Below are 19,596 nucleotides of genomic sequence, written 5' to 3' on the forward strand. Positions count from 1 at the left end.
ATTATATATATATGTTAGTTACAACAATTAATTCATAATTTCTACATTTTTATTTCAACTGAATATTCATTTAAAGGGAACATCTTATCCAAATTATTTCAATCTTTTTAATATCATGCTTAATAATGGTACACTAATTCAATTTTAAGCAAATATAACTCGTAGCTTAAGAAATATAGCTTAGCAAGGGTTTAAATAGTATGTAGTAACGACTGCTTTATGGCAGTCGTTTTCTTTATTCTTCCCATCCCTTAATCTGACTTAGCCTTAAATCAGAAAATGATCAAACTTTTTTATAAAAATTAAACAATACTTCACAGAGGAAGAAACCGTTTTGATCAATCTTTTTTCAAAACGGTTTCTTTTAATTTAATGTAAGATGTGGGTTTGTGAGATATTTTTGATCAAACATTATTTTAAAGAAACACCGAGGTGTCTTATGTTTTTTAAATTAAGAATATTGATAAATTGGAATTTAATTACTTAACATTATACTTATTTTCGGAGCGAGGCATCTTATCGGTGAGTATATACCAAGTAATGCTTGCTGTTAATAATGTTGACGAAATCAAAGCTGTAAGAACACTATATGTTTGCCAAATAAGTATCGTTGACCAATCGAAGGCAAAAAACATTATACACTGGGCAATCGTAGCGATTAGGAAAATAATTGTTACGATTGTTCTCTTTTTTGTCATTGGCTGCTGCTCATTCGTTTTCCTTTTTCTTAATCCTAAGAGAAATAACAGAACGGCCAATAGGCAAAGAATAATTGTGGTAGACGACAAAATGATGTCCAAAAGCTGTGTGCCGCTTATCTCATATGACTGAGTTAGATTGCCGTTTAATATATTTTTAACTTTTAGTACCAGGTTTATATTGGTATTTGCGCCGTTGCTCAGTAAGCAGATGGCTGTTCGTTCATTTGGCAGTATGGCTACTTCGGTTCTAAAATTCGGATTACCCCCAGTGTGTTCTATAAACGTTTGTTCGGCGTTTACCGACCAACCTGCCGCATAATACATATCGTTGACAGCCGAAACAGACATATCACCCCTATGTGATTTTTCGATAACCCTGTGAAATATTTCGGGTATGTCCTGCAAGATACCCATCTGTATGCCCATCCAACGCGCCATATCTTTTGTATTAGAAATGATATAGCCGGCAGGTTTATTCCCAGCATAATCCGGAGCGTTAAATGGAGTTGTTATGAAAAAGGAAGAACGGTAGCCCTGCGCTAACTGTCCAGTGGCTTGAGCATCTTCTTTATAAACATACGTCTGGTGAAGACCTAAGGGTAGAAATACCTGTTCCCTCATAAAGTCTTCATAGCTTTGTCGTGATACAATCTCAATAACCAAACCCAATACGTCATAATTAACGGTTCCATAGTTATATTGTTCACCGGGAGAGAACGCCAATTCAGCATCTACCAGCGTTTCCACAGTCTTTTGCAACATATCAGGCGTATTGCCTTGTGGAATATTTTGAGTATGTCTAATATTTGTTAGGCCGCTAGTATGGTGAAGGAAGTTATTTAGTGTAAGGCTTTGCATATCAACAGGTTTACCTTGATACTTTAACGTAAACCAAGGTAAATATTTTTGGATAGGGTCAGTCATTGATAGCAGCCCTTGCTCTTCCAATAGCAGAATCCCCATACCAGTAAAAGCTTTACTCACCGAGGCCAACTCATAGAGTGTATTTTCACTTGCAGACAACCCCTTTTCAAGATCTGCATACCCAGAAGAAAAGTAGAACACTTCATCATTAGCAAGTATTGAGATTGACATTCCAGGCACACCTGATGTACGAGAGGCATCATCTAGCAACGCTTGTATTGCCACAGATTTCGAATCTGACAACGCATAACTTTGTGTTGCGAATCCTGAGAATAATATAAGTATCGTTAATACAAAAACAATAGTCTTTTTCATAAACTCTCCTTTTTGAAGAATTATAAGAGTATAAAAAACTTATTTTTATAATTGAATCAATTTCATAAATCATATGTTCCAAGAGCTTAGACTGCTCCTTTGAAGAAAACTTACATTTTTAAAAATTATGCTGCTTGAGTTTGTACTTGTAATAAAGCATTTAGACGATCCACTGCTAACTTGCAGGCATTATAAATAAACGTAACCAGGTTGAAATGAAGTTTGGCTTTTCTTCCTGTTCTATGACGGATGTTGTTTAACTGAAAATATTGTTTTAAATAAGCATTCACACGTTCTACAGCGGTACGTTCCTTATAAAGTTGTTTCCAAAGTTCAGAGCCACGTGCTGGATACGTGAATTTCCGTAAATTCGTGTCACATTTGATTTTGAAACTCTTCTGACAGAGGGAATCATTACGTAACGGACAGGTTGCACATTCCTTTGGTCTTGTGAATTTTAGTGTGCGGTACTTTTCATCGAAGCTGTCGTAACGGTAGCTATGTTCACGTACACATGTCGGTCTGAAATTCTCATCAAATTCAAGATATCCGCCTTCATTACGGACATTATAGGGAATGACTGCACGCATTTGATACTTATGTAGCTGACGGTAAATTGGTTCATAATCATACCCTGCATCAAATATAGCGGTCGTGAAATGTTCAGGAAATTGGTTCTCTACTTTCTTTAAAAGAGGAATCGCGGCTTTACTATCTGACAAATTGGCAGATGTCATGAGGCGTCCAACGATATATTGCCCCTTTGTTGTCACGGCGAGATGACCTTTAAAGCCAAACCAAAACGTATTTTTGCCGTCACTGTTCTTTTTGATGCCCCAATTCGGTTCGATGGGCGCATCTTGCCACAGTGTCTCCAGTGGTGTATCAAGTTGATGCCTAATTTCCTTTTCATAAGTCGACTGATTGGCTTCGATTTCTGCTTGTTTCGTAAGCCAATCCTCGCGTTCTTCTTTCGATTTTCGTCCGCGTTTTTTGGGCGGTGCAGGCTCTTTTTTCTCAGAAGGCTTCGCTGCATCGCGTGATTCGAAATGTGTGGCATCGATTGCGAGGTGCTCATCACAAAGAAAGCCTTCAATAAAAGCTGTTTCAATCAATGTATCTTGCATGTAATCGAGGACATCTGATTGACTAATCACATCGATCATACGCGAATAAGACGCTTCAGAAGGCACAACATCTGAAACAAGAAAACCACAATCTAAGCGGAATAAAGGATCATTGACCAAGCGTTTGATTAAATCCTTGATCGTTGGAATACGCTCGACAATACGAATAATCAGTGATTGGATCATCGTACCATAGTTTAGTTCACGTGGGGCACCACGCAATGTCCTTTTTAAAAACAACTGAAAAATAGGTTGTACGTCGAAAGTGGCAAAAATCGCATCAAAACGACGGGAACTTTCCATTTCCAATAATTCTTGGATGTCAAATAGGCTCATTTGTTTTACAATAGTCATAGGGCATTCACCTCATTCAGTATGGTTTAGTTTAGACGCTACCATTATACCGAATTTGGGGAGGTGCCCGTTTTTTATTGTTTCAGAACCCCTGATGCTAAAGGGATTAGAATTATGAAATTAACTCAATTATAAACTAAATTCTAATTTATATTTCTACTTACCTATATAATATCAAGTAATTGTGAAGAGTTACACTTAAACTAACGGGTGCTTTAGTCCAATAAGAATTAAACAACTTTATTAATGATTTTTGAGTACAATTTCCTTTAAATGGATAAAAATTGCACAACTTAAAGAGCCTTACTGCACACTAAATTGTAGCAAGGCTCTTATATTTTTATATCAAAATTAAACAACTATATTATCGTTTTACAATCATAACTTTTTATACACCTCTGCATAAGAAAATTTCAATTGCACTCTTAGTTCTTTATTTTCACTTTCCAATTTCTTGACTTTTCTTTTTAAAGATTCAATAAGGGCGTCTTTATTATTTTCATTCATTTCTCGCTTCACTTGTTTAGGTGTGGGTACTTGTGCTTGTTGTTGCCTTAACGTTTCAATTCTTTCACGAATATCCTTGTTGTTGTATAGTGTTGCTTTCGACACTCCAGCTTCACTAGAAACACTATTAAAATTAATATTTTCGTTAGCACGTATAAGCCTTTTAATAGCTTCATCTACCTTTTGATAGGTGTTAGCCTTACGCTTGGCGTGAATGTCTTTTAAATGAGCAGAACGGTCATATTCAGCCATTATTTGCACCTAACTTTCTTTTCATACGTTCTTGTCTACCAAAGATGACACTTCCTTCTTGAAGGGTATTTAAAACATTTTGGTAACGATGTAAATTTTTTTCGTTTTTCTCAGCTATATCTTCTCGTCCTCTTTGTTTTGCTATTTCAATTGCTTTTGTCGTTGTTTTAATGTGCAACTCATATTTTTGCTTATCTAATTCTGAAAAACCTACAGCTAAGTCTTTACATGGTGTTTGGTTGTCGCCACAAGTAAGACAAGGTGGTGCTTCCATATGAGGGCAATTACCGTTTAGACGAGCGTGACATGTTCCATATGGGTTGTCCATCGCGTTTAGCTTATGGTCTTGCCATAAGGCATCCAATATGTCTGTGGGTATATCTTTTCCTGCTTTTATTTCTTGCACCTCACCATTTAAATCAAAGCTAAATACACCTTGTTTCATAACCGATTCAAACGCTTTTCTTTTCGTATCATCTAATAACTTGGCGTACCTCATTGTCATTTCTGGAGAAGCGTGAGCCAAAAGTTCCTGTACTGTCAGAATGTCTGCACCGCCATTTATCATTTTCACCCCATAGGTATGTCGGAACTGATGTGTCTTAAAATGGAATAGATCGCCATTTTCGTCAGTGATGTTTGCTTGTTTTGCCAATAAGTTCAGCCCGTGTCTAATGAAGTGCTGACTATATGGTTGTCCTTTTCGATTACCACGATAGCGAACAAAAATATACCTATTAGGATTGTTATCTTGATTGCTAAGTTCTTTTGAATTGTTGATTAGAACCGCAAGGATTCCCGCTAAATCTTCATCAATTGGAATACGATGACCTTTTACGTAGGTTTTTTCAATATCGGTTTCAATGGAGTATTGACCATTAAGTTTTACTAAGCAATCAGAGGTTAGCCCTAATACATCTGATATTCTAAGTCCTGTTTTAAACGCCACCCAAACTACTGGAACGACATTTTTATGTAATTGGTCTAGATGAAAGAAGAGTTGTTCTAAAACAAAGTCGGGAATGTAATCAATTTGTTCAATAGATTTTTTTCGCAGTTTAGGCTTATCTTCAGGAAAAACCAAGAGTCGTGCATGCACTTCAGGAGCCATCTCATACTCATATCGTTGAATGTCTTCAAGAAATTTTCCTACAATAAATAATGCCTTTTGTATGTACATTTCGGGATGTGCATTCCTTCTTGTCAGTTGAGTTTGAGAATATTCATGTAGATATTCAATGTATTTTTCTATATGTTTTCGCTTTAAAGGTTTTAAATCTTGCCATACTGGTTCTAGTGTAAAAATAAATGTAAAAAAAGATGTTAGAGATTTCATGTAATTTAATGCTGTACCCCACGAGAATCCATTTTTACTAAGTAAGCGTTGTTTAAAATACCTTTTGACTTGCTCACTAATTGTATTAGGTATCTTTGAGAAATTAAGATAATAGTGTGTTTGGCTTTTATTGTAATGAATTCCGTATCTATCATGTAAATTACGAATATCCCATCTATCTTTTCCCCATTCTTCTCCCTTATCTGTGTATTGCGAGAAGGCTATATAAATAATCCTTAGAAAGCCTGCAACCGCGGATTTACCTATTCTATCTTTGCTAATCAGACTTCTTCTTATTCTTTGGGTTTGGATTCCTTTTTCATTCAACCAAAATAAATACTCACTTTCTGCTTTTTCAATATCCAACTTCAATAAAGAGGATAGTTCGGGGTGCTTTTCATTTATGAACTCCGTTACCCGTTTCAATGGGGATTGAGCCGCAAAGGCATTCTGGACTGTCCATAAATCGTTAAATAATTGTTGATAATAAACGTATTTCACTTCTAAATTAATCATGGGATTATTGAATCGAAAATGAATGTTTTTGTTTGTATTCTTATAGTTACCTACCACTTCTTTGAATTGCTTAATTTCACCTATAACATCGATATTCCATTTGTCGTTGACGAAGAAATGGGAATTATTTACTTGTTCAACTGTTACCCGACCATCTTCGTGTATTGTTTTTTCAAAATAAGTTGAAAGTTCTTTTTCTAAACCTTCATAAAATCCTAATTCTTCTGATCCAACAATCTTGATTTGTTTCATCCAAGTAACTCCTTCTAGTTATTTTTCTTTAGGTTAAATGCAGATTGTGCCTTATTCCAATCTTCTCGAATATCTTCGTCAGAAGGATGTAGATACAAGTTCATTGTTGTTTGGATTTGAGCGTGTCCTAATCGTTCTTGCACTTGTTTAATATCCTTTGTTTTCTGATAGTAAATTGTAGCGTGTGTATGGCGAAATAGGTGAGGGTGTAGGCTTATCCCTGTTTTCTTTTTTAAACGCTTAAATAGAGATTCTACGCTCCAATATTCCATTGGTTTTCCGACATCTTTACCTCGTATTTTCACAAAAACAAAGTTTGAATCTAAATCTAATTCATCAATCACTTCGTACAAATAATCATCATATAAATCCATTAAGGATTGTGACACATATATCTCTCGTTCTCCAGTTTTTAACTTAGCACCGTTCTCCAATTCCCCTCGGTCAACAAGGCGAATCCGGTGTCCTTTTTGAAGGTCAAATATAAAATCCTCCATAAAGAGACCAATAGCCTCTCCGATACGCAATCCCGTTTCAAACAACAACTGAATGAGGAACGTATCTCGGATATTAGTAGTTGCTTGCAATACTTGTTGTACTTGTTCCTTTGTTAGTGTATCTACTTTTTTACGTGGCTCCTTTAATTTAAGTACGTTTCTGGTGGATGGCTTATCTTGATTAACATGGTGTAAGAAACTTTTGTAACGTGTATAACCTCCTGTGAACACTTGTTTCATCAACTTTTCCATCATGTCATTTTGTACTTCTTCATTTCGAAATAAATAGTCATAGAAGTTTGCTATAACTGTAATGGTTAGGTTAATAGTTTTTTCTGTTCGTATTGCTTTTTCTTTTTTAATCGAAGCGACTTTAGAACTTCCATAAGGGTTCCTTAACCACCCCACAAAATCAACCAAATCTTCTAGCCGAATATGTTTATAATTTTTATTAGCTTCTTTTAAATAGGTAAAAAAATGCTTTAGGGAATAACAATATGTTTTCTGCGTATTAGAGCTTTTTCCCGTCTTATCTAAATACTTTATGTATCTCATGACTGCTAGTACAGGAACTCCTTCTTGGTCGAGCAATATATACCTTTTAATATTATTTTCCAAAATAACCTCTTGAACTCTAATAGCACTTCACCCTCCAAAAAGTAATAGTAACGTTCGTTCTTATAACTGATTATATCTAGCTATGGGATAGTTCACCAATTAACGAACGTTTGTTCTATATTATTCTATACATATTATACTAATATTTCAACATCTAATTAATAAATCTAATATGCATGAAAAAAGAGGATATATGCTCATATATTGAACATAATATCCTCTTTTTAGTTTAGTCTATTTAAAAAATTGATCTCTCATGCTTTTTTGTTTCAGATTTACAAATCTGTTATTTTAGTACCTTTGGAGCTGGGTAATCAAAGCCCTTTGTATCTACTTCTACCTTTTTCATCTGCTGATCTTTTAATGGTTTTTCATCATCTCGTTCAGCAGCAGCGATAGCATCTACTGTCTCCATCCCCTCAATCACTTTTCCAAAGGCAGCATATTGGCCATCAAGCTGCGATGTATCCTTTACCATAATGAAAAATTGAGATCCCGCAGAATTCAGATCCTGAGAACGAGCCATTGAAATGACACCACGTTCATGCTTTAAATCATTTTTAAAACCATTTGATGAAAACTCACCTTCTATCGAATAGTCTGGACCACCCGTACCATTACCTGAAGGATCTCCACCTTGAATCATAAAATCAGGGACAACTCGATGGAAAATAAGACCATCATAAAAACCTTTTTTAACTAAGGAAATAAAATTAGCTACCGTATTCGGCGCTTTAGAAGGCTCTAATTCGATGACGATTTTTTCATCATTGTTCATCGTAATCGTCACAATTGGATTTTCCTTCACTTTTGATGAATAATCCGCATTTTCTTCCGATTTCTTGCCCTCACAACCTGTCAAAACCAGCACTACCGCCAGCAAAGCAAAGACAAAAGAAAATCCTTTATTACGTGCAAACATATTCTTTCAACTCCTCTTTATAACCAGTCTACTCATTATACTATCAGATAGTTTACGACAAATCATTTTTATAAAAGTCGATGAAAATATTCAAAATATAAAACTATCAAATGGTGCCTCAAACAAACTACTGATTATGGATGCGAACGAGATTCCTTTTGCCCTGCTACAATGCGTTGTTTAGCAATAATCACCTTTAATACAAATGAAAGTAAGCATGCAACGACTAAAAATACAGAGATCATACCAATCACGCCTCCCCAGCCGAAGTGCATCCAGAACACACCCCCTACCGTTCCTCCAACACTTGAACCGAAATAATAGAAAAATAAATAGAGAGAAGAAGCTTGTGCTTTATCATGAGTGGCTCGTTTACTTACCCAGCCACTGACAATCGAGTGCGCTGCAAAGAAGCCAAATGTAAAGATTGTAATCCCTATTATTTTCAAACTAAGTAGCCCATTTAATGTAAAAATTGCCCCTGTGAACATGATTGCAATGGACAATAACAGCATCTTTTGACGACCGTATTGATCAGCTAGACTCCCGAACCAAGCAGAGCTAAAAGTACCTACTAAGTAAATCACAAAAATCCAGCCAACAATCGTAGCACTTAAATTATAAGGCGGCGCCATCAATTTAAAGCCAATGTAGTTATAAAGAGTCACAAAGCTCCCCATTAATACAAAGCCAATACCAAAAAGACAAAGCATGGATAGATCCTTTAAATGTTGCAAAAGAGATATCGTCAATGATTTCATCTGTAATGGACGAGCTGTAAAATGCTTGGAGTTAGGTAGCATCCAAATAAATAACACACTAATCATAAGACTGATAACACCCAGTACAATCATCCCCACCTGCCAATTGTAAAAATCCGTTAATGTCCCTATAATAACTCGACCACTAAGCCCACCTACCGAATTACCACTTATGTATAAGCCCATTGCAATACCTAAACTAGATGGATCCATTTCCTCCCCTAAATAAGCCATCGCAATTGCTGGCAATCCTGCAAATACAACACCCTGTATAACACGTAACACTAATATCGTTTCAAAATTAGGAGAAAAGGCAAGGGCAAGCGTAATAATAGATGCCGCAAAAATAGAAATCGTCATCAAAGATTTCCTGCCCCATGCCTCCGAGAATGAGCCAACAATAATCATACTGATGGATAACGCAAAGGTTGTCACAGAAAGCGTTAAACTCGCAATAGCTGGTGATACATGAAACTCCTTCGCAAATGTTGGTAATAATGGCTGTGTCACATATAAGTTGGCGAAGGTAATAAAACCCGCTAAAAATAAAGCCCAGTTTGCTTTATGAAACGCCTTAGTCCCTTTTTGAATGTAATCCATTTCTCTCTCTCCTTAACATACTTCTAATGTTACTATTATTCTAATACAATAATCTTCAAAACTCACGATTGTTTGTCACAAAATAGACGAATTTGCCACCGTATCAATTATGCCTCGGCATAATTGCGTCCGGAATCGGCTTTGTGCTTAGGCCTGCGTGACGCAGGTCAGTTAGCCGTTATCGCATGGATGCGATGATCTTAGGCTAACATCCTATGTGAATTCCTTTCCGATTCCGTGACATCCGCCGGAGGCTTTAAATTCTTTCAGCGGATGTTTGGACAACCGCTGAAAGAATTTAAATCATTGCCATAACGTGTTGTTGACTTCCGTTCCGACTAAAGGCGCATTCCCGGGGGTGTCCGATGAGCCGCTTCACTCGCGTTCCTCTATTGCTAATCCCCGAGGAGTCGCCCAGTCTCCACTCCAATCAACCTATCTATATTTGATAATCTACCCGTGACTAAAGACATATTTTCTTCATAAAAAATTGGTTTTTATCTATTTTGAGTTGGCAAATATTGTGTTACAGTGAAAGTAATCATCTAGCAATCATTGGTAAATAAGCTCCGATGACTAAACTATTTTCATTGCACAGATTTGGAGGAATTTTTATGAAGATTATTGAAGCTTTAGCCCTTTCAGCACCCTATATCCACCTTGCATTAAAGGAAGAAGCAATCGTGGCTGTCGTTGAGAAGGAAAGTGAAACCGTTGTAAAATACTTAGCTGGCAAACGTGTAGATTCAGGCTATCTAGATGGACAAAAAGTAAATGCGAATGACCAAAATGTTTTCATTGCCTTTAGTGGGAAAAATGCTGATGTCGTTATACCAGAGGATATATACGGAGTTGCTATCAATGCTTTTTCGTTTCCAATCCGTGAAAATGGTAAAGTCGTAGGTGCTCTAGCATTTGGATTGCCTATCGACAACGAGCTTAAACTCGAGGATTATATGGGTACAATGGATAGCATCGTAAACAGCCTACAGGACAAAGTACATACAATAGCCTCACATTCAGAGGAATTGGCAGCAACAAGTGAGGAAATTAACAAACAAGCACAGCACGCCCTTGAAGATTCAAAGAAAACAAATGAAGTCACAGATTTAATAAAAAGCATTTCTCGCCAAACCAATTTACTCGGCTTAAATGCATCTATTGAGGCGGCTCGTGCGGGGCAGCATGGCGCTGGCTTTAACATCGTTGCGCAGGAAGTTAGAAAACTCTCCTTCGAAACATCAAGCGCCACTGAAAACATTGAAACTTCCCTACGGAATATAAATAGAAACCTTGAAAACCTTAAGCAAAATATGGGGCAAGTCAATGACGCAACAAACGAACAGGCTCAGCTCGTTCAAGATTTCAGTGAAATTATTGAGGAATTAACAGTTCTTAGTCGTGAAATGAAGGGCTTTATGCATGATGCCTTAAAATAATAATGAGGTGAAAAAACATTGCAAATTACAATGAATCCAGAATTATTTTTACGTACTATCGAATTAGAAGATGCTAATGCTGTTTTTTCCTTAACAGATGCATCACGAGCATATTTACGTGAATGGTTGCCATGGCTAGATTTCACAAAAGAAATAGCCGATACAACAACATATATAGAGGGCTGTATAAAAGGACATGAAGCAAATAGTAGCCTCTCTCTTGTTATCATTTTTCGAAATGAAATTGTTGGCGTTGCTGGCTTCAACACGATAAATCATAGCAATAAAATCGCTGCTATTGGCTATTGGCTCAGTGAAGGAGCTCAAGGGCATGGTATTATGACAAAGACCGTACAGGCATTATTACAATATGCTTTTGAGGATTTACAGCTCAATAAGGTCGAAATTCGTGCTGCTGTGGGCAACACAAAAAGCCGAGCTATCCCTGAGCGACTAGGCTTTACAAAAGAGGGAACGATCCGTGCGGCAGAATGGCTTTACGATCATTATGTTGACCATGTTGCTTATGGTATGCTCGCTAGCGAGTGGAAGGAAAAATAGAAGCAAAAATAGCCGCCCGATATCATAGATATCAGGCGGCTATAGTTTATTATTGTTCAACTGTTTCTTTTATCTCGTCTTGCGTTGTAACGGGTTCTTGCTTTCCTAAGCCTACTGCTATTTGTTCTAGCTCAGGACGCAATGTATGCTTACCTGCATAGCTTTCAATTAGTTCTTTCACGTCAATCCCTGAAGTTTCCTTCAACGATTCCTGTAATGTTGACATTAAATTCGTTGCGTAGGCAGTTACTTTATTGGCACCGCCGCTTCCTTCCCCACCGCCAGTATCAACAACAGTAATCTTATCGATATTGCCAAGTGGACTCGCAAGCTCTTTCGCATATTCTGGCATCATACGTACAATCATATCAAGGACAGCTGCTTGACCGTAGTATTCGAAGGCTTCTGCAATTTTACGTTTTGCCTCGGCTTCAGCAAGACCACGAAGACGAATAATATCCGCATCTGTTTCCCCTTTTGCACGCTCAGCATCCGCTTTCGCAAGACCGTCCAAACGAATTTTCTCTGCTTCAGCTTTTGCTAATGATTCGATACGGTATTTCTCCGCATCTGCTTGCGCTAGTTCACGCATTTTGTCTGCCGCTGCATTTTGCTCGACAGCATAACGATCAGCATCAGCCTTTTTCTTAACTTCTGAATCGTATTGCTTCTCACGACGTAAAATCTCTTTTTCTTCTAATTCAATTTGTTTTTGACGTTCAATAATGCGAATTTGCATTTCCTGTTCAGTTACTTCCTGCTTTGCACGTGCCGTTTCTAGCTCATACGCTTGGTCTGCACGAGCTTTTGCAATATCTTGCTCTCGACGGAATTCTGCTACCTTTAATTGATTTTCTTTTTCGGCTTCTGCAATTTCTGTCGCACGTTCAAGTTCTGCCTTTTGAGCTTCTTTCGATGCTTCAGCACGCTTAATACGTGTTTCCTTATCAGCATCTGCAGTAGCAATATCCGCATCACGTTTAACCTGTGCAATACGTGGCTTACCAAGTGATTCTAAGTAGCCATTTTTATCGCGTACATCTTTAATCGTAAAGGATACGATTGTCAGACCCATCTTCGCCAAGTCCTGAGATGCAACACGTTGTACTTCCTGAGAGAATTTATCACGGTTTTTATAAATTTCCTCAACCGTCATTGAACCTAAGATTGAACGTAAATGACCTTCTAATACTTCACGCGCCTCATTTTCACGCTCTTCCTTTTGCTTTCCTAAAAATTGCTCCGCTGCCGTTGCAATTTCAGAAATGGAACCACCAATTTTAATGATAGCTGTTCCATCGGCCATAACGGGTACACCTTGTTCCGTATACACTTCAGGTGTTGTTACATCAAGCTTACTTGACAATAAGCTTAATGGATGTGCCTGCTGGAAAATCGGGAATACAAATGTACCGCCACCTCGTATAATTTTTATACGATTTCCTGACTCATCTTTATGTACATTTTTTGAGCCAAGATAGCTACCTGTCACAATCAGTGCTTCATCAGGACCCGCTGTACGATACTTAGTCACATACAGTCCAACTAGTGCGATTAAAACAAATGCTACAATCCCTATAACAATTAAAATTTCCGTTGACATATAAATATCGCTCCTTTATAAAAATTTCTTATCATAAGATCTCACAAACAGTGTTCCTTCCTTCACTTCTACAACAAGTACCGTCGTATCGTAATCGATAGCCTCATTGTCAAAACCTGTTGCTCGCTTCGAAATCATTCCGCTAGTCGTTTCAATAACTACCTCCCCAAAACCGTCTGTCGGGATTGGGACAATGACCTTTCCTAACTGGCCACCAAGCGATTCTTCCGTATAAGCTAAAGAGACATCGGCCGATCGTAGCGGAACAAGAACGAATAAATAAAATAGTGCACTTAAAATAGCTCCGATAATACAAGCAGCAACAATGTTCCAAACGCTTGGGAAAAAGGCTAGTTTTTCTAAAATAAATCCTGTTGCTGACATCAACGTAATGAAAGATAGAATGACACTTGGATTAAAAATCGGTAGCCCCTCTCCAATGCCCTCGACAGCATCACTAAAAAACGTAAATAAAAGAGTTGCAAGGCCCCCAAATATTAATCCCACTAAAAAGATGTGCTCGAGTGAATAGCCAAATAGCGTCAAGTTGTTCACCCCTTTTCATTGTATTACTTATTATACGGACACAGCCCGTGGGAAGTTTCGTAATTTTCCACATTTTCTTAATCTTTAATGATAGATTATGAAATAGTTAATCTCATATAGTGTTATTGTTCTCTGGAAATAGAACCATGTTACCATAAAAAGATAATGACAATTAAGGAGATATTGCATGAGGCTTACTCATCACCAAAAGTTGGGATACCTTTTGCTAAAACATTACCATAATATTAGTTGATCTTCGTTACGACTGGGCGACTCCTTGGGGATCAGCAATAGAGGAACGCGAGTGAAGCGGCTCATCGGACACCCCCGGGAATGCGCCTTTAGTCGGAACGGAAATCAACCTCACGCTATGACTATCCGTCGATTTCTGTCTACGAAAATAAAAAGCATGTCACTAATTGGGCTTTATTTATAAGCTCCAATCGGCTGACATGCTTTTCTTATATTCTAGTACATTTAATACGGTTAAAGAACCCTTCGAAGAATCACCAGCATACACTATAATTGGGGAATCAAACAATACTCGGCAACTAATATAACCAACCATTCGACACAGAAGTATTTGGTTTAGGTAAAACGTACAAGCAACATAAATCTGTTTGCATATAGTATCAATGTATCATTATCAAATATATTAGAAAGGGTGTGCAATGTGAGGAAAGAACATGAAAATTTTATAAGGTTCAAATTTAAATCAAATCCAAGTTGTCATTGTCATTGTTGTGGTTTTTGTTGCCCTTGTCGTTGTAAACCACCATTTATACCTGAACCACCACCCCCTCCAGCTTGTCATTTTTTAGTGTACGTTACAGACGCAGGTCAGCAAGAAACTCCTGATAATATGGTATCAGTAATTGATACGGCAACAAATACTATAGTCGCTACCATTCCAGTAGGAAGTGCTCCCCTAGAAGTAGCGATTACACCAAATGGAGAATTTGGTTATGTTCCAGCTCTCTTCTCGGATAATGTAACGGTTTTTAATACTGCGACAAACGCTGTAGTCACTACCATTCCGGTAGGTTTTCAGCCTCTTGGTGTAGCAATTTCACCAAATGGATTACTTGTTTATGTATCAAATCATGGACTTGGAGCTAACTCTGTATCTGTCATAAGTACAGCTACAAATACAGTAACCGCTACTATTCCAGTAGGGCTCCAACCTCAAGGCATCGCTTTTACTCCGGATGGTGCGTTTGCTTACGTTGCAAACGAAAACTCAAATTCAGTATCAGTTATTAATACAGCTACAAATACTGTGGTTGCTACAATCCCTGTAGGACTTCGCCCAAGATCTATCGTTTTCACACCAAGCGGACAATTTGCTTACGTTACAAATGAATCTAGTAACACAGTATCTGTCATTGAAGTAGCTACAAATACGGTATTTACTACAATCCCTGTGGGAACAGGACCTGTTGGAACAGCCATTACACCTGATGGAACACTTGTTTACATTGTCAATAAAGGTAGTAATACTGTATCTGTCATAAGTACAGCAACAAATTTGGTGATTGCTACAATCCCTGTAGGATTATCCCCTGACCAAGTAACCATCTTGCCGGACGGAACACTTGCTTATGTTACAAATCAACTTGACAATACTGTGTCTGTCATAGATATAGAAACAAATACAGTAATCGATACAATTCCAGGATTTAACGGTCCTACGGGTATAAAAACCGGAACAATCTGTCTGACTTCAGAATCCTAGGTGTCGAGGGTTTCAAGCAGGGGACCTTCCCTTGTTCATCTGTATAAAAAAAGACATACTTCAGTTGCCTTTAGGCAATTGAAGTATGTCTTTTCGATTTTAGTCTGGCTACCTTGAAATGTTTAACGCGAACTTGTGATCACACGATTTGTCACATCTAGGGAATATTAGTTCCTTATTGATCACTGCCTTCTAAATGTGTTGGTAGTTCTTCTGATTCAAGCGACACATTTGACCGTGCTATTGAAAATAAGGCTAAAAATGGGGCTAGCTCATAGCTACCCCCACTCAAACCGTACTATATAGTCATTAACAAAGCCTTTAGGATTCTAATACATTTAAAATAGCATCAAGATCATTGACAGCAATATCCAGGCGTTCCTTTGCCTCGACATTTTGCAGTTTTAATTGATTAAAATCTAGTAAATTTTTCTCATGTTTTAACTTGATAGAAGACAAGCGTTCAATTCGTGATTCTACCTTTTCAATAGCTTGCTCACAAACTGCTGTCCATAGCTTCTCTGATTTCTGCATTTCAGTCGTTGATGGGTTGTGTTGACGCATAATTCGGGCATATACAGCTTCAATTTGTTCAATTAATTCTGAATAAAAATGTCGTTCAACACGAGTAGTTTGGAATGTCGGATGCTCTACCTCTTTTGCATATGGGGTAATCTGACGTAATAGCTTTCCAGCATTTTCTCCAAAACCATGTGATAAATTTAATACATTCATTAACTGTAAAAGTAAACGAATTTCTTCTAGATTAATAAGCTGTGAATCGATGCTTTCCTTTAGCTTTAAGGATTCGATATAGCGTCGATCAAAGTGCTCAATTTCCCCGTTGCGTTGTTCTACTAAATGTTCACTTGCATTGTCTTTTAAGCTTTTAATATAGCGAATGGCGTGGCTTTTTAGCTCTTCCATCGACAGCAAGTTGTCATTGTCTTGTTGTGGCTTTCCTCGTTGAACATACGCAAATGCATCCATTTTTTTGGGCCATTGTGCTGCTGAGGTTTCTTCTGAGACATTATAGCGTATATAAATTCCGTGCATTCCATATCCTCCAAGTCCATTAAACAAGTATCTCTAAAGACAATAAATCGAATACGCTATTTTTTCAAGTAAAAAACTTTTAAAGAGTGAAAATCCTTCTTTCGCACAATTATGCGAAAATTCTGAGTAGTTGTTACTGTTCAGGTTTGCACTATTTATTAAACAGGCGATTTTATCACTTTATCCTTTAAAAGCTTGTTCTCACACGGTTTGAAACATATTCTACGACTAAAACAAGCAAAATTATCTCCTCAAAAAATGGCTCTTCCCTTGTACCACTTATAGACATTCACTAAGTGATTCCAAGATAGATTCTAGCATTTTTATCTTTCATCCTAATTAGGCATCTTGCCGTATTTGATAAATGCTTTTTCCTTCCGTGAAGGCATGAATCGATTTTAATTTACCGATTGATTTGAAATTTGCCTTGTCATAGACCTTTGCAACCGGTTCATTGATCGGCAAGATCCAGAGATATTCTATCCCTTGCTTTACCGACTCTTGCTGAACATGCTGCAGAATATACCCAATCAATCCTCGTCCTCGGTAACTTTCAATCGTCGCTACACTCTCGACTCTCCCTTGATTCCCTGAGATAAAAATATTGGCAGTACAGCAAGCTTTGCCATCCACTCTTAATAAATAATACGTAAAATGCGGAGAATGATAGGTTTGTTCAAAGGCTTTTTCAATTAATGCAGGCTCCCCAAATGTAGCAATACTCATTTCTACGGCTAATGCTTCCTCCCTATTTACATCTGTTACACGTTCAATTTGTATGGCAGGATTATGTGGTAATTGCGCGTATTCACCATTCCAACACTGTACATCGTCAGTAAAACTTTCATATTGAAAGCCATGAAGTTCTAATGCCTCTATACATGACTGATTTTCCTCCAGATTGTATAAATACAATCTTGGGACGAGGGATTTTGACTGATAGAAACTCTTGATTTTCTTTAAAAACATATTTGGATCGGCAATCTTCTTCCAAATGTGTGCATGATTGGCGTCGTAATATGTTGGTATTTCCTTATTGTAAAATAATACTCCTTCATTACAAGTTTCTATCTCACTAAAACTTTTAATATAATCAATGTCTAGTTGCATGATATGCTCAATTTTATGCATGCTCTGTTCCTCCTTCAATCCATCTTTCATATAAATCCTCTAGCTGCTGTTCAAGCTTTTGACGTTGCTCCTTAGCAAGTGTCGGCTCTTTTAATTTCATTTCGAGCTTTTCAATTTGTTCTTCAATGGGTATCTCTTTTTTAGTCGCGTAGATCTTTTCAGGAGCTTCTTTTATAACTGGTTCTTTTACTATTTCTAAGCGGCGTTTTTGTCTTGCCCAATCATAATCACCTTCAAACACTTGAATCGTTTCATGCTCAATCCATGCAACTTTTGTAAAAATCTTTTGTAAAAAATAACGGTCATGCGAAACACCAATAATAGTCCCTTCAAAGGATTCCAGTGTATCCTCCAATACCTCTCTCGCTTCAATGTCTAAATGGTTGGTCGGCTCATCCAGCATCAATAAATTAATATCCTCATGCATTAACTGTGCTAGACGTAAGCGCATTTTTTCTCCGCCACTTAAATCCTTTACTTTTTTAAAGACGTCATAACCATAAAATAGAAACTGAGCAAGAATATGACGTGCTTCAGCCTCTGACACAGAGACGCCCTCACGGAAGGCATCTATTAAACGAATGGCAGGATTTTTATGCTCAAACTGTTGCGATAAGTAGCCAATTTTAACACTGCTGCCGACATGGCAAACACCTTTATTCGGTTCTACTTCACCTAGCATCATTTTTAATAACGTTGATTTTCCACTGCCATTGCCACCCACAATTGCCAGTCGTTCTTCGAAGTAAACCGCTAAATCACTTTCCTTAAATAATGGTTTTTCAAATGCATGGCTAATGCCCTTCATTTGTACAACCTCTTTACCACTACGCTCAGCCATCGTTAAAGCTAAATTCATTTTCTTTTTCGTTGTAGGCCTCTTCACACGTTCTATACGGGCTAGTGCTTTTTCCATACTTTTGGCGCGTCGATGCAGGCCAGCATTTGGCGGATTCGCTTCATTTGCCCATTGCTTTAAACGCTTTATTGTTTCCTGCATTTTTTTAATTTTCTTTTGCTGTTCTTCGTATTCAGCAAACTGCTGTTCAACCTTTGCTTCTTTTTGTGCTACAAATACATCGTAATTGCCGATATACGTAAATGCCTCTCCATCCTCAATCTCAATTATTTTGTGAGCCATCTGATTCATAAATTGACGATCATGTGATACTACAATAACAATTCCTACAAAGTTTCGGACGTAATTTTCTAGCCATTCAATTGCCTGCATATCTAAATGGTTGGTCGGTTCATCTAATAGCAAAATAGAAGGATTGCTTAACAGGATTTGCCCAAGCATCACCTTTGTTTTCTCCCCACCACTTAAGCTACTAAAAGGTTGCTCAAGTAATGGTGTAATACCTAGACCATTTGCAATCATCGCTAATTGCGCATCCATTTCATAGCCACCCTGTAGCATAAACTGTTCCTGCACATGACCATATTGCTGAAGTACCTTATCTGTTACAGCTAACTGCATTTCCTGCTCAAGCTTTGTCATTTTCGCCTTTATTACATAAATTTCCGCAAATGCTTCCTCCAGCACTTCCTTCACTGAAAACATCGGATACTGTGGAATTTGATGTAAATAACCAATCGTCGCTTCCTTGCTTTTTATGATTCGTCCCTTATCCGGTGTATCCAAACCAGCTAATAACTGTAATAAAGTCGTTTTCCCGCTGCCATTCACACCAACAATGGCAACATGCTCCCCCGTATTTACTTCGAATTGAAGTCCTTCAAATAAAACATTTCCACCAATAATTTTTTGTATTTGTTCAGCTTTAATTTGCATCGTTTTTTCCTCCAATGAAACGTGCGAAAAACATCTAGACACAAAAAA

14 protein-coding genes and 1 pseudogene are annotated in these 19,596 nt (G+C 37.5%); 3 read left to right on the top strand and 12 right to left on the bottom strand.

Features of this window, described 5'->3' with window-relative positions:
* Positions 1 to 479: 479 nt before the first annotated feature.
* The 7 genes from ACFCYJ_RS24565 to ACFCYJ_RS24595 all read right to left on the bottom strand — a co-directional run bounded on the left by ACFCYJ_RS24565 (position 480) and on the right by ACFCYJ_RS24595 (position 9,682).
* Positions 480 to 1,940, bottom strand: a complete 1,461-nt coding sequence (locus tag ACFCYJ_RS24565; protein ID WP_376078226.1) for a serine hydrolase domain-containing protein — start codon at positions 1,938 to 1,940, stop codon at positions 480 to 482.
* Positions 1,941 to 2,065: 125 nt separating this feature from the next.
* Positions 2,066 to 3,421 carry a transposase gene (locus tag ACFCYJ_RS24570; RefSeq protein ID WP_376078229.1) on the bottom strand — a complete coding sequence of 452 codons (1,356 nt, stop codon included), beginning with the start codon at positions 3,419 to 3,421 and terminating at the stop codon, positions 2,066 to 2,068.
* Positions 3,422 to 3,799: 378 nt separating this feature from the next.
* Entirely contained in the window at positions 3,800 to 4,180 is a 381-nt protein-coding gene (locus tag ACFCYJ_RS24575) for a DUF6262 family protein (RefSeq protein WP_376078231.1), read from the bottom strand.
* The gene (locus ACFCYJ_RS24580; RefSeq protein WP_376078233.1) at positions 4,173 to 6,284 is read right to left on the bottom strand and encodes a tyrosine-type recombinase/integrase; all 2,112 of its coding nucleotides are present in this window, start codon (positions 6,282 to 6,284) and stop codon (positions 4,173 to 4,175) included. Before ACFCYJ_RS24580 ends, ACFCYJ_RS24575 begins: the two co-directional genes overlap by 8 nt.
* Positions 6,285 to 6,298: 14 nt before the next feature.
* Positions 6,299 to 7,420, bottom strand: coding sequence for a tyrosine-type recombinase/integrase (locus ACFCYJ_RS24585; RefSeq protein WP_376078287.1), 1,122 nt, complete (start codon positions 7,418 to 7,420; stop codon positions 6,299 to 6,301).
* Between the two features lie 265 nt (positions 7,421 to 7,685).
* Positions 7,686 to 8,321, bottom strand: a complete 636-nt coding sequence (locus tag ACFCYJ_RS24590; RefSeq protein WP_376078236.1) for a peptidylprolyl isomerase — start codon at positions 8,319 to 8,321, stop codon at positions 7,686 to 7,688.
* A gap of 134 nt (positions 8,322 to 8,455) precedes the next feature.
* A complete protein-coding gene (locus ACFCYJ_RS24595) occupies positions 8,456 to 9,682 on the bottom strand; it encodes an MFS transporter (RefSeq protein ID WP_376078238.1) in 1,227 nt (408 codons plus the stop codon).
* Positions 9,683 to 10,296: 614 nt separating this feature from the next.
* Between ACFCYJ_RS24595 and ACFCYJ_RS24600 the strand changes: the two genes are divergently transcribed.
* Positions 10,297 to 11,121: a methyl-accepting chemotaxis protein gene (locus ACFCYJ_RS24600; RefSeq protein WP_376078241.1), complete on the top strand. Its 825-nt coding sequence runs from the start codon at positions 10,297 to 10,299 to the stop codon at positions 11,119 to 11,121.
* A gap of 18 nt (positions 11,122 to 11,139) precedes the next feature.
* The gene (locus tag ACFCYJ_RS24605) at positions 11,140 to 11,682 is read left to right on the top strand and encodes a GNAT family N-acetyltransferase (protein WP_376078245.1); all 543 of its coding nucleotides are present in this window, start codon (positions 11,140 to 11,142) and stop codon (positions 11,680 to 11,682) included.
* A gap of 49 nt (positions 11,683 to 11,731) precedes the next feature.
* On the opposite strand, the gene ACFCYJ_RS24610 is transcribed toward ACFCYJ_RS24605, so the two are convergent.
* Together ACFCYJ_RS24610 and ACFCYJ_RS24615 are read right to left on the bottom strand one after the other, a co-directional pair.
* Positions 11,732 to 13,285: a flotillin lipid rafts scaffold protein FloT gene (locus tag ACFCYJ_RS24610; protein ID WP_376078247.1), complete on the bottom strand. Its 1,554-nt coding sequence runs from the start codon at positions 13,283 to 13,285 to the stop codon at positions 11,732 to 11,734.
* A gap of 15 nt (positions 13,286 to 13,300) precedes the next feature.
* A complete protein-coding gene (locus ACFCYJ_RS24615; RefSeq protein ID WP_134025177.1) occupies positions 13,301 to 13,831 on the bottom strand; it encodes an NfeD family membrane protein in 531 nt (176 codons plus the stop codon).
* 760 nt (positions 13,832 to 14,591) lie between these two features.
* Between ACFCYJ_RS24615 and ACFCYJ_RS24620 the strand changes: the two are divergent.
* Positions 14,592 to 15,566: pseudogene (locus tag ACFCYJ_RS24620) on the top strand (beta-propeller fold lactonase family protein); the annotation flags it as partial.
* 321 nt (positions 15,567 to 15,887) lie between these two features.
* Here the strand turns inward: ACFCYJ_RS24620 and ACFCYJ_RS24625 are convergent.
* The 3 genes from ACFCYJ_RS24625 to abc-f form a co-directional block, all read right to left on the bottom strand.
* A complete protein-coding gene (locus ACFCYJ_RS24625) occupies positions 15,888 to 16,622 on the bottom strand; it encodes a hypothetical protein (RefSeq protein WP_376078250.1) in 735 nt (244 codons plus the stop codon).
* A gap of 339 nt (positions 16,623 to 16,961) precedes the next feature.
* Positions 16,962 to 17,753 carry a GNAT family N-acetyltransferase gene (locus tag ACFCYJ_RS24630; protein ID WP_376078253.1) on the bottom strand — a complete coding sequence of 264 codons (792 nt, stop codon included), beginning with the start codon at positions 17,751 to 17,753 and terminating at the stop codon, positions 16,962 to 16,964.
* Positions 17,746 to 19,548 (bottom strand): ribosomal protection-like ABC-F family protein, encoded by a 1,803-nt coding sequence (abc-f, locus tag ACFCYJ_RS24635; RefSeq protein WP_376078255.1) that lies wholly within the window; start codon positions 19,546 to 19,548, stop codon positions 17,746 to 17,748. The genes ACFCYJ_RS24630 and abc-f overlap by 8 nt, the downstream gene beginning before the upstream one ends.
* Between the last annotated feature and the right edge of the window lie 48 nt (positions 19,549 to 19,596).

The sequence above is a fragment of the Lysinibacillus sp. NPDC056232 genome (assembly GCF_042267565.1).
Classification (GTDB): Bacteria; Bacillota; Bacilli; order Bacillales_A; family Planococcaceae; genus Lysinibacillus.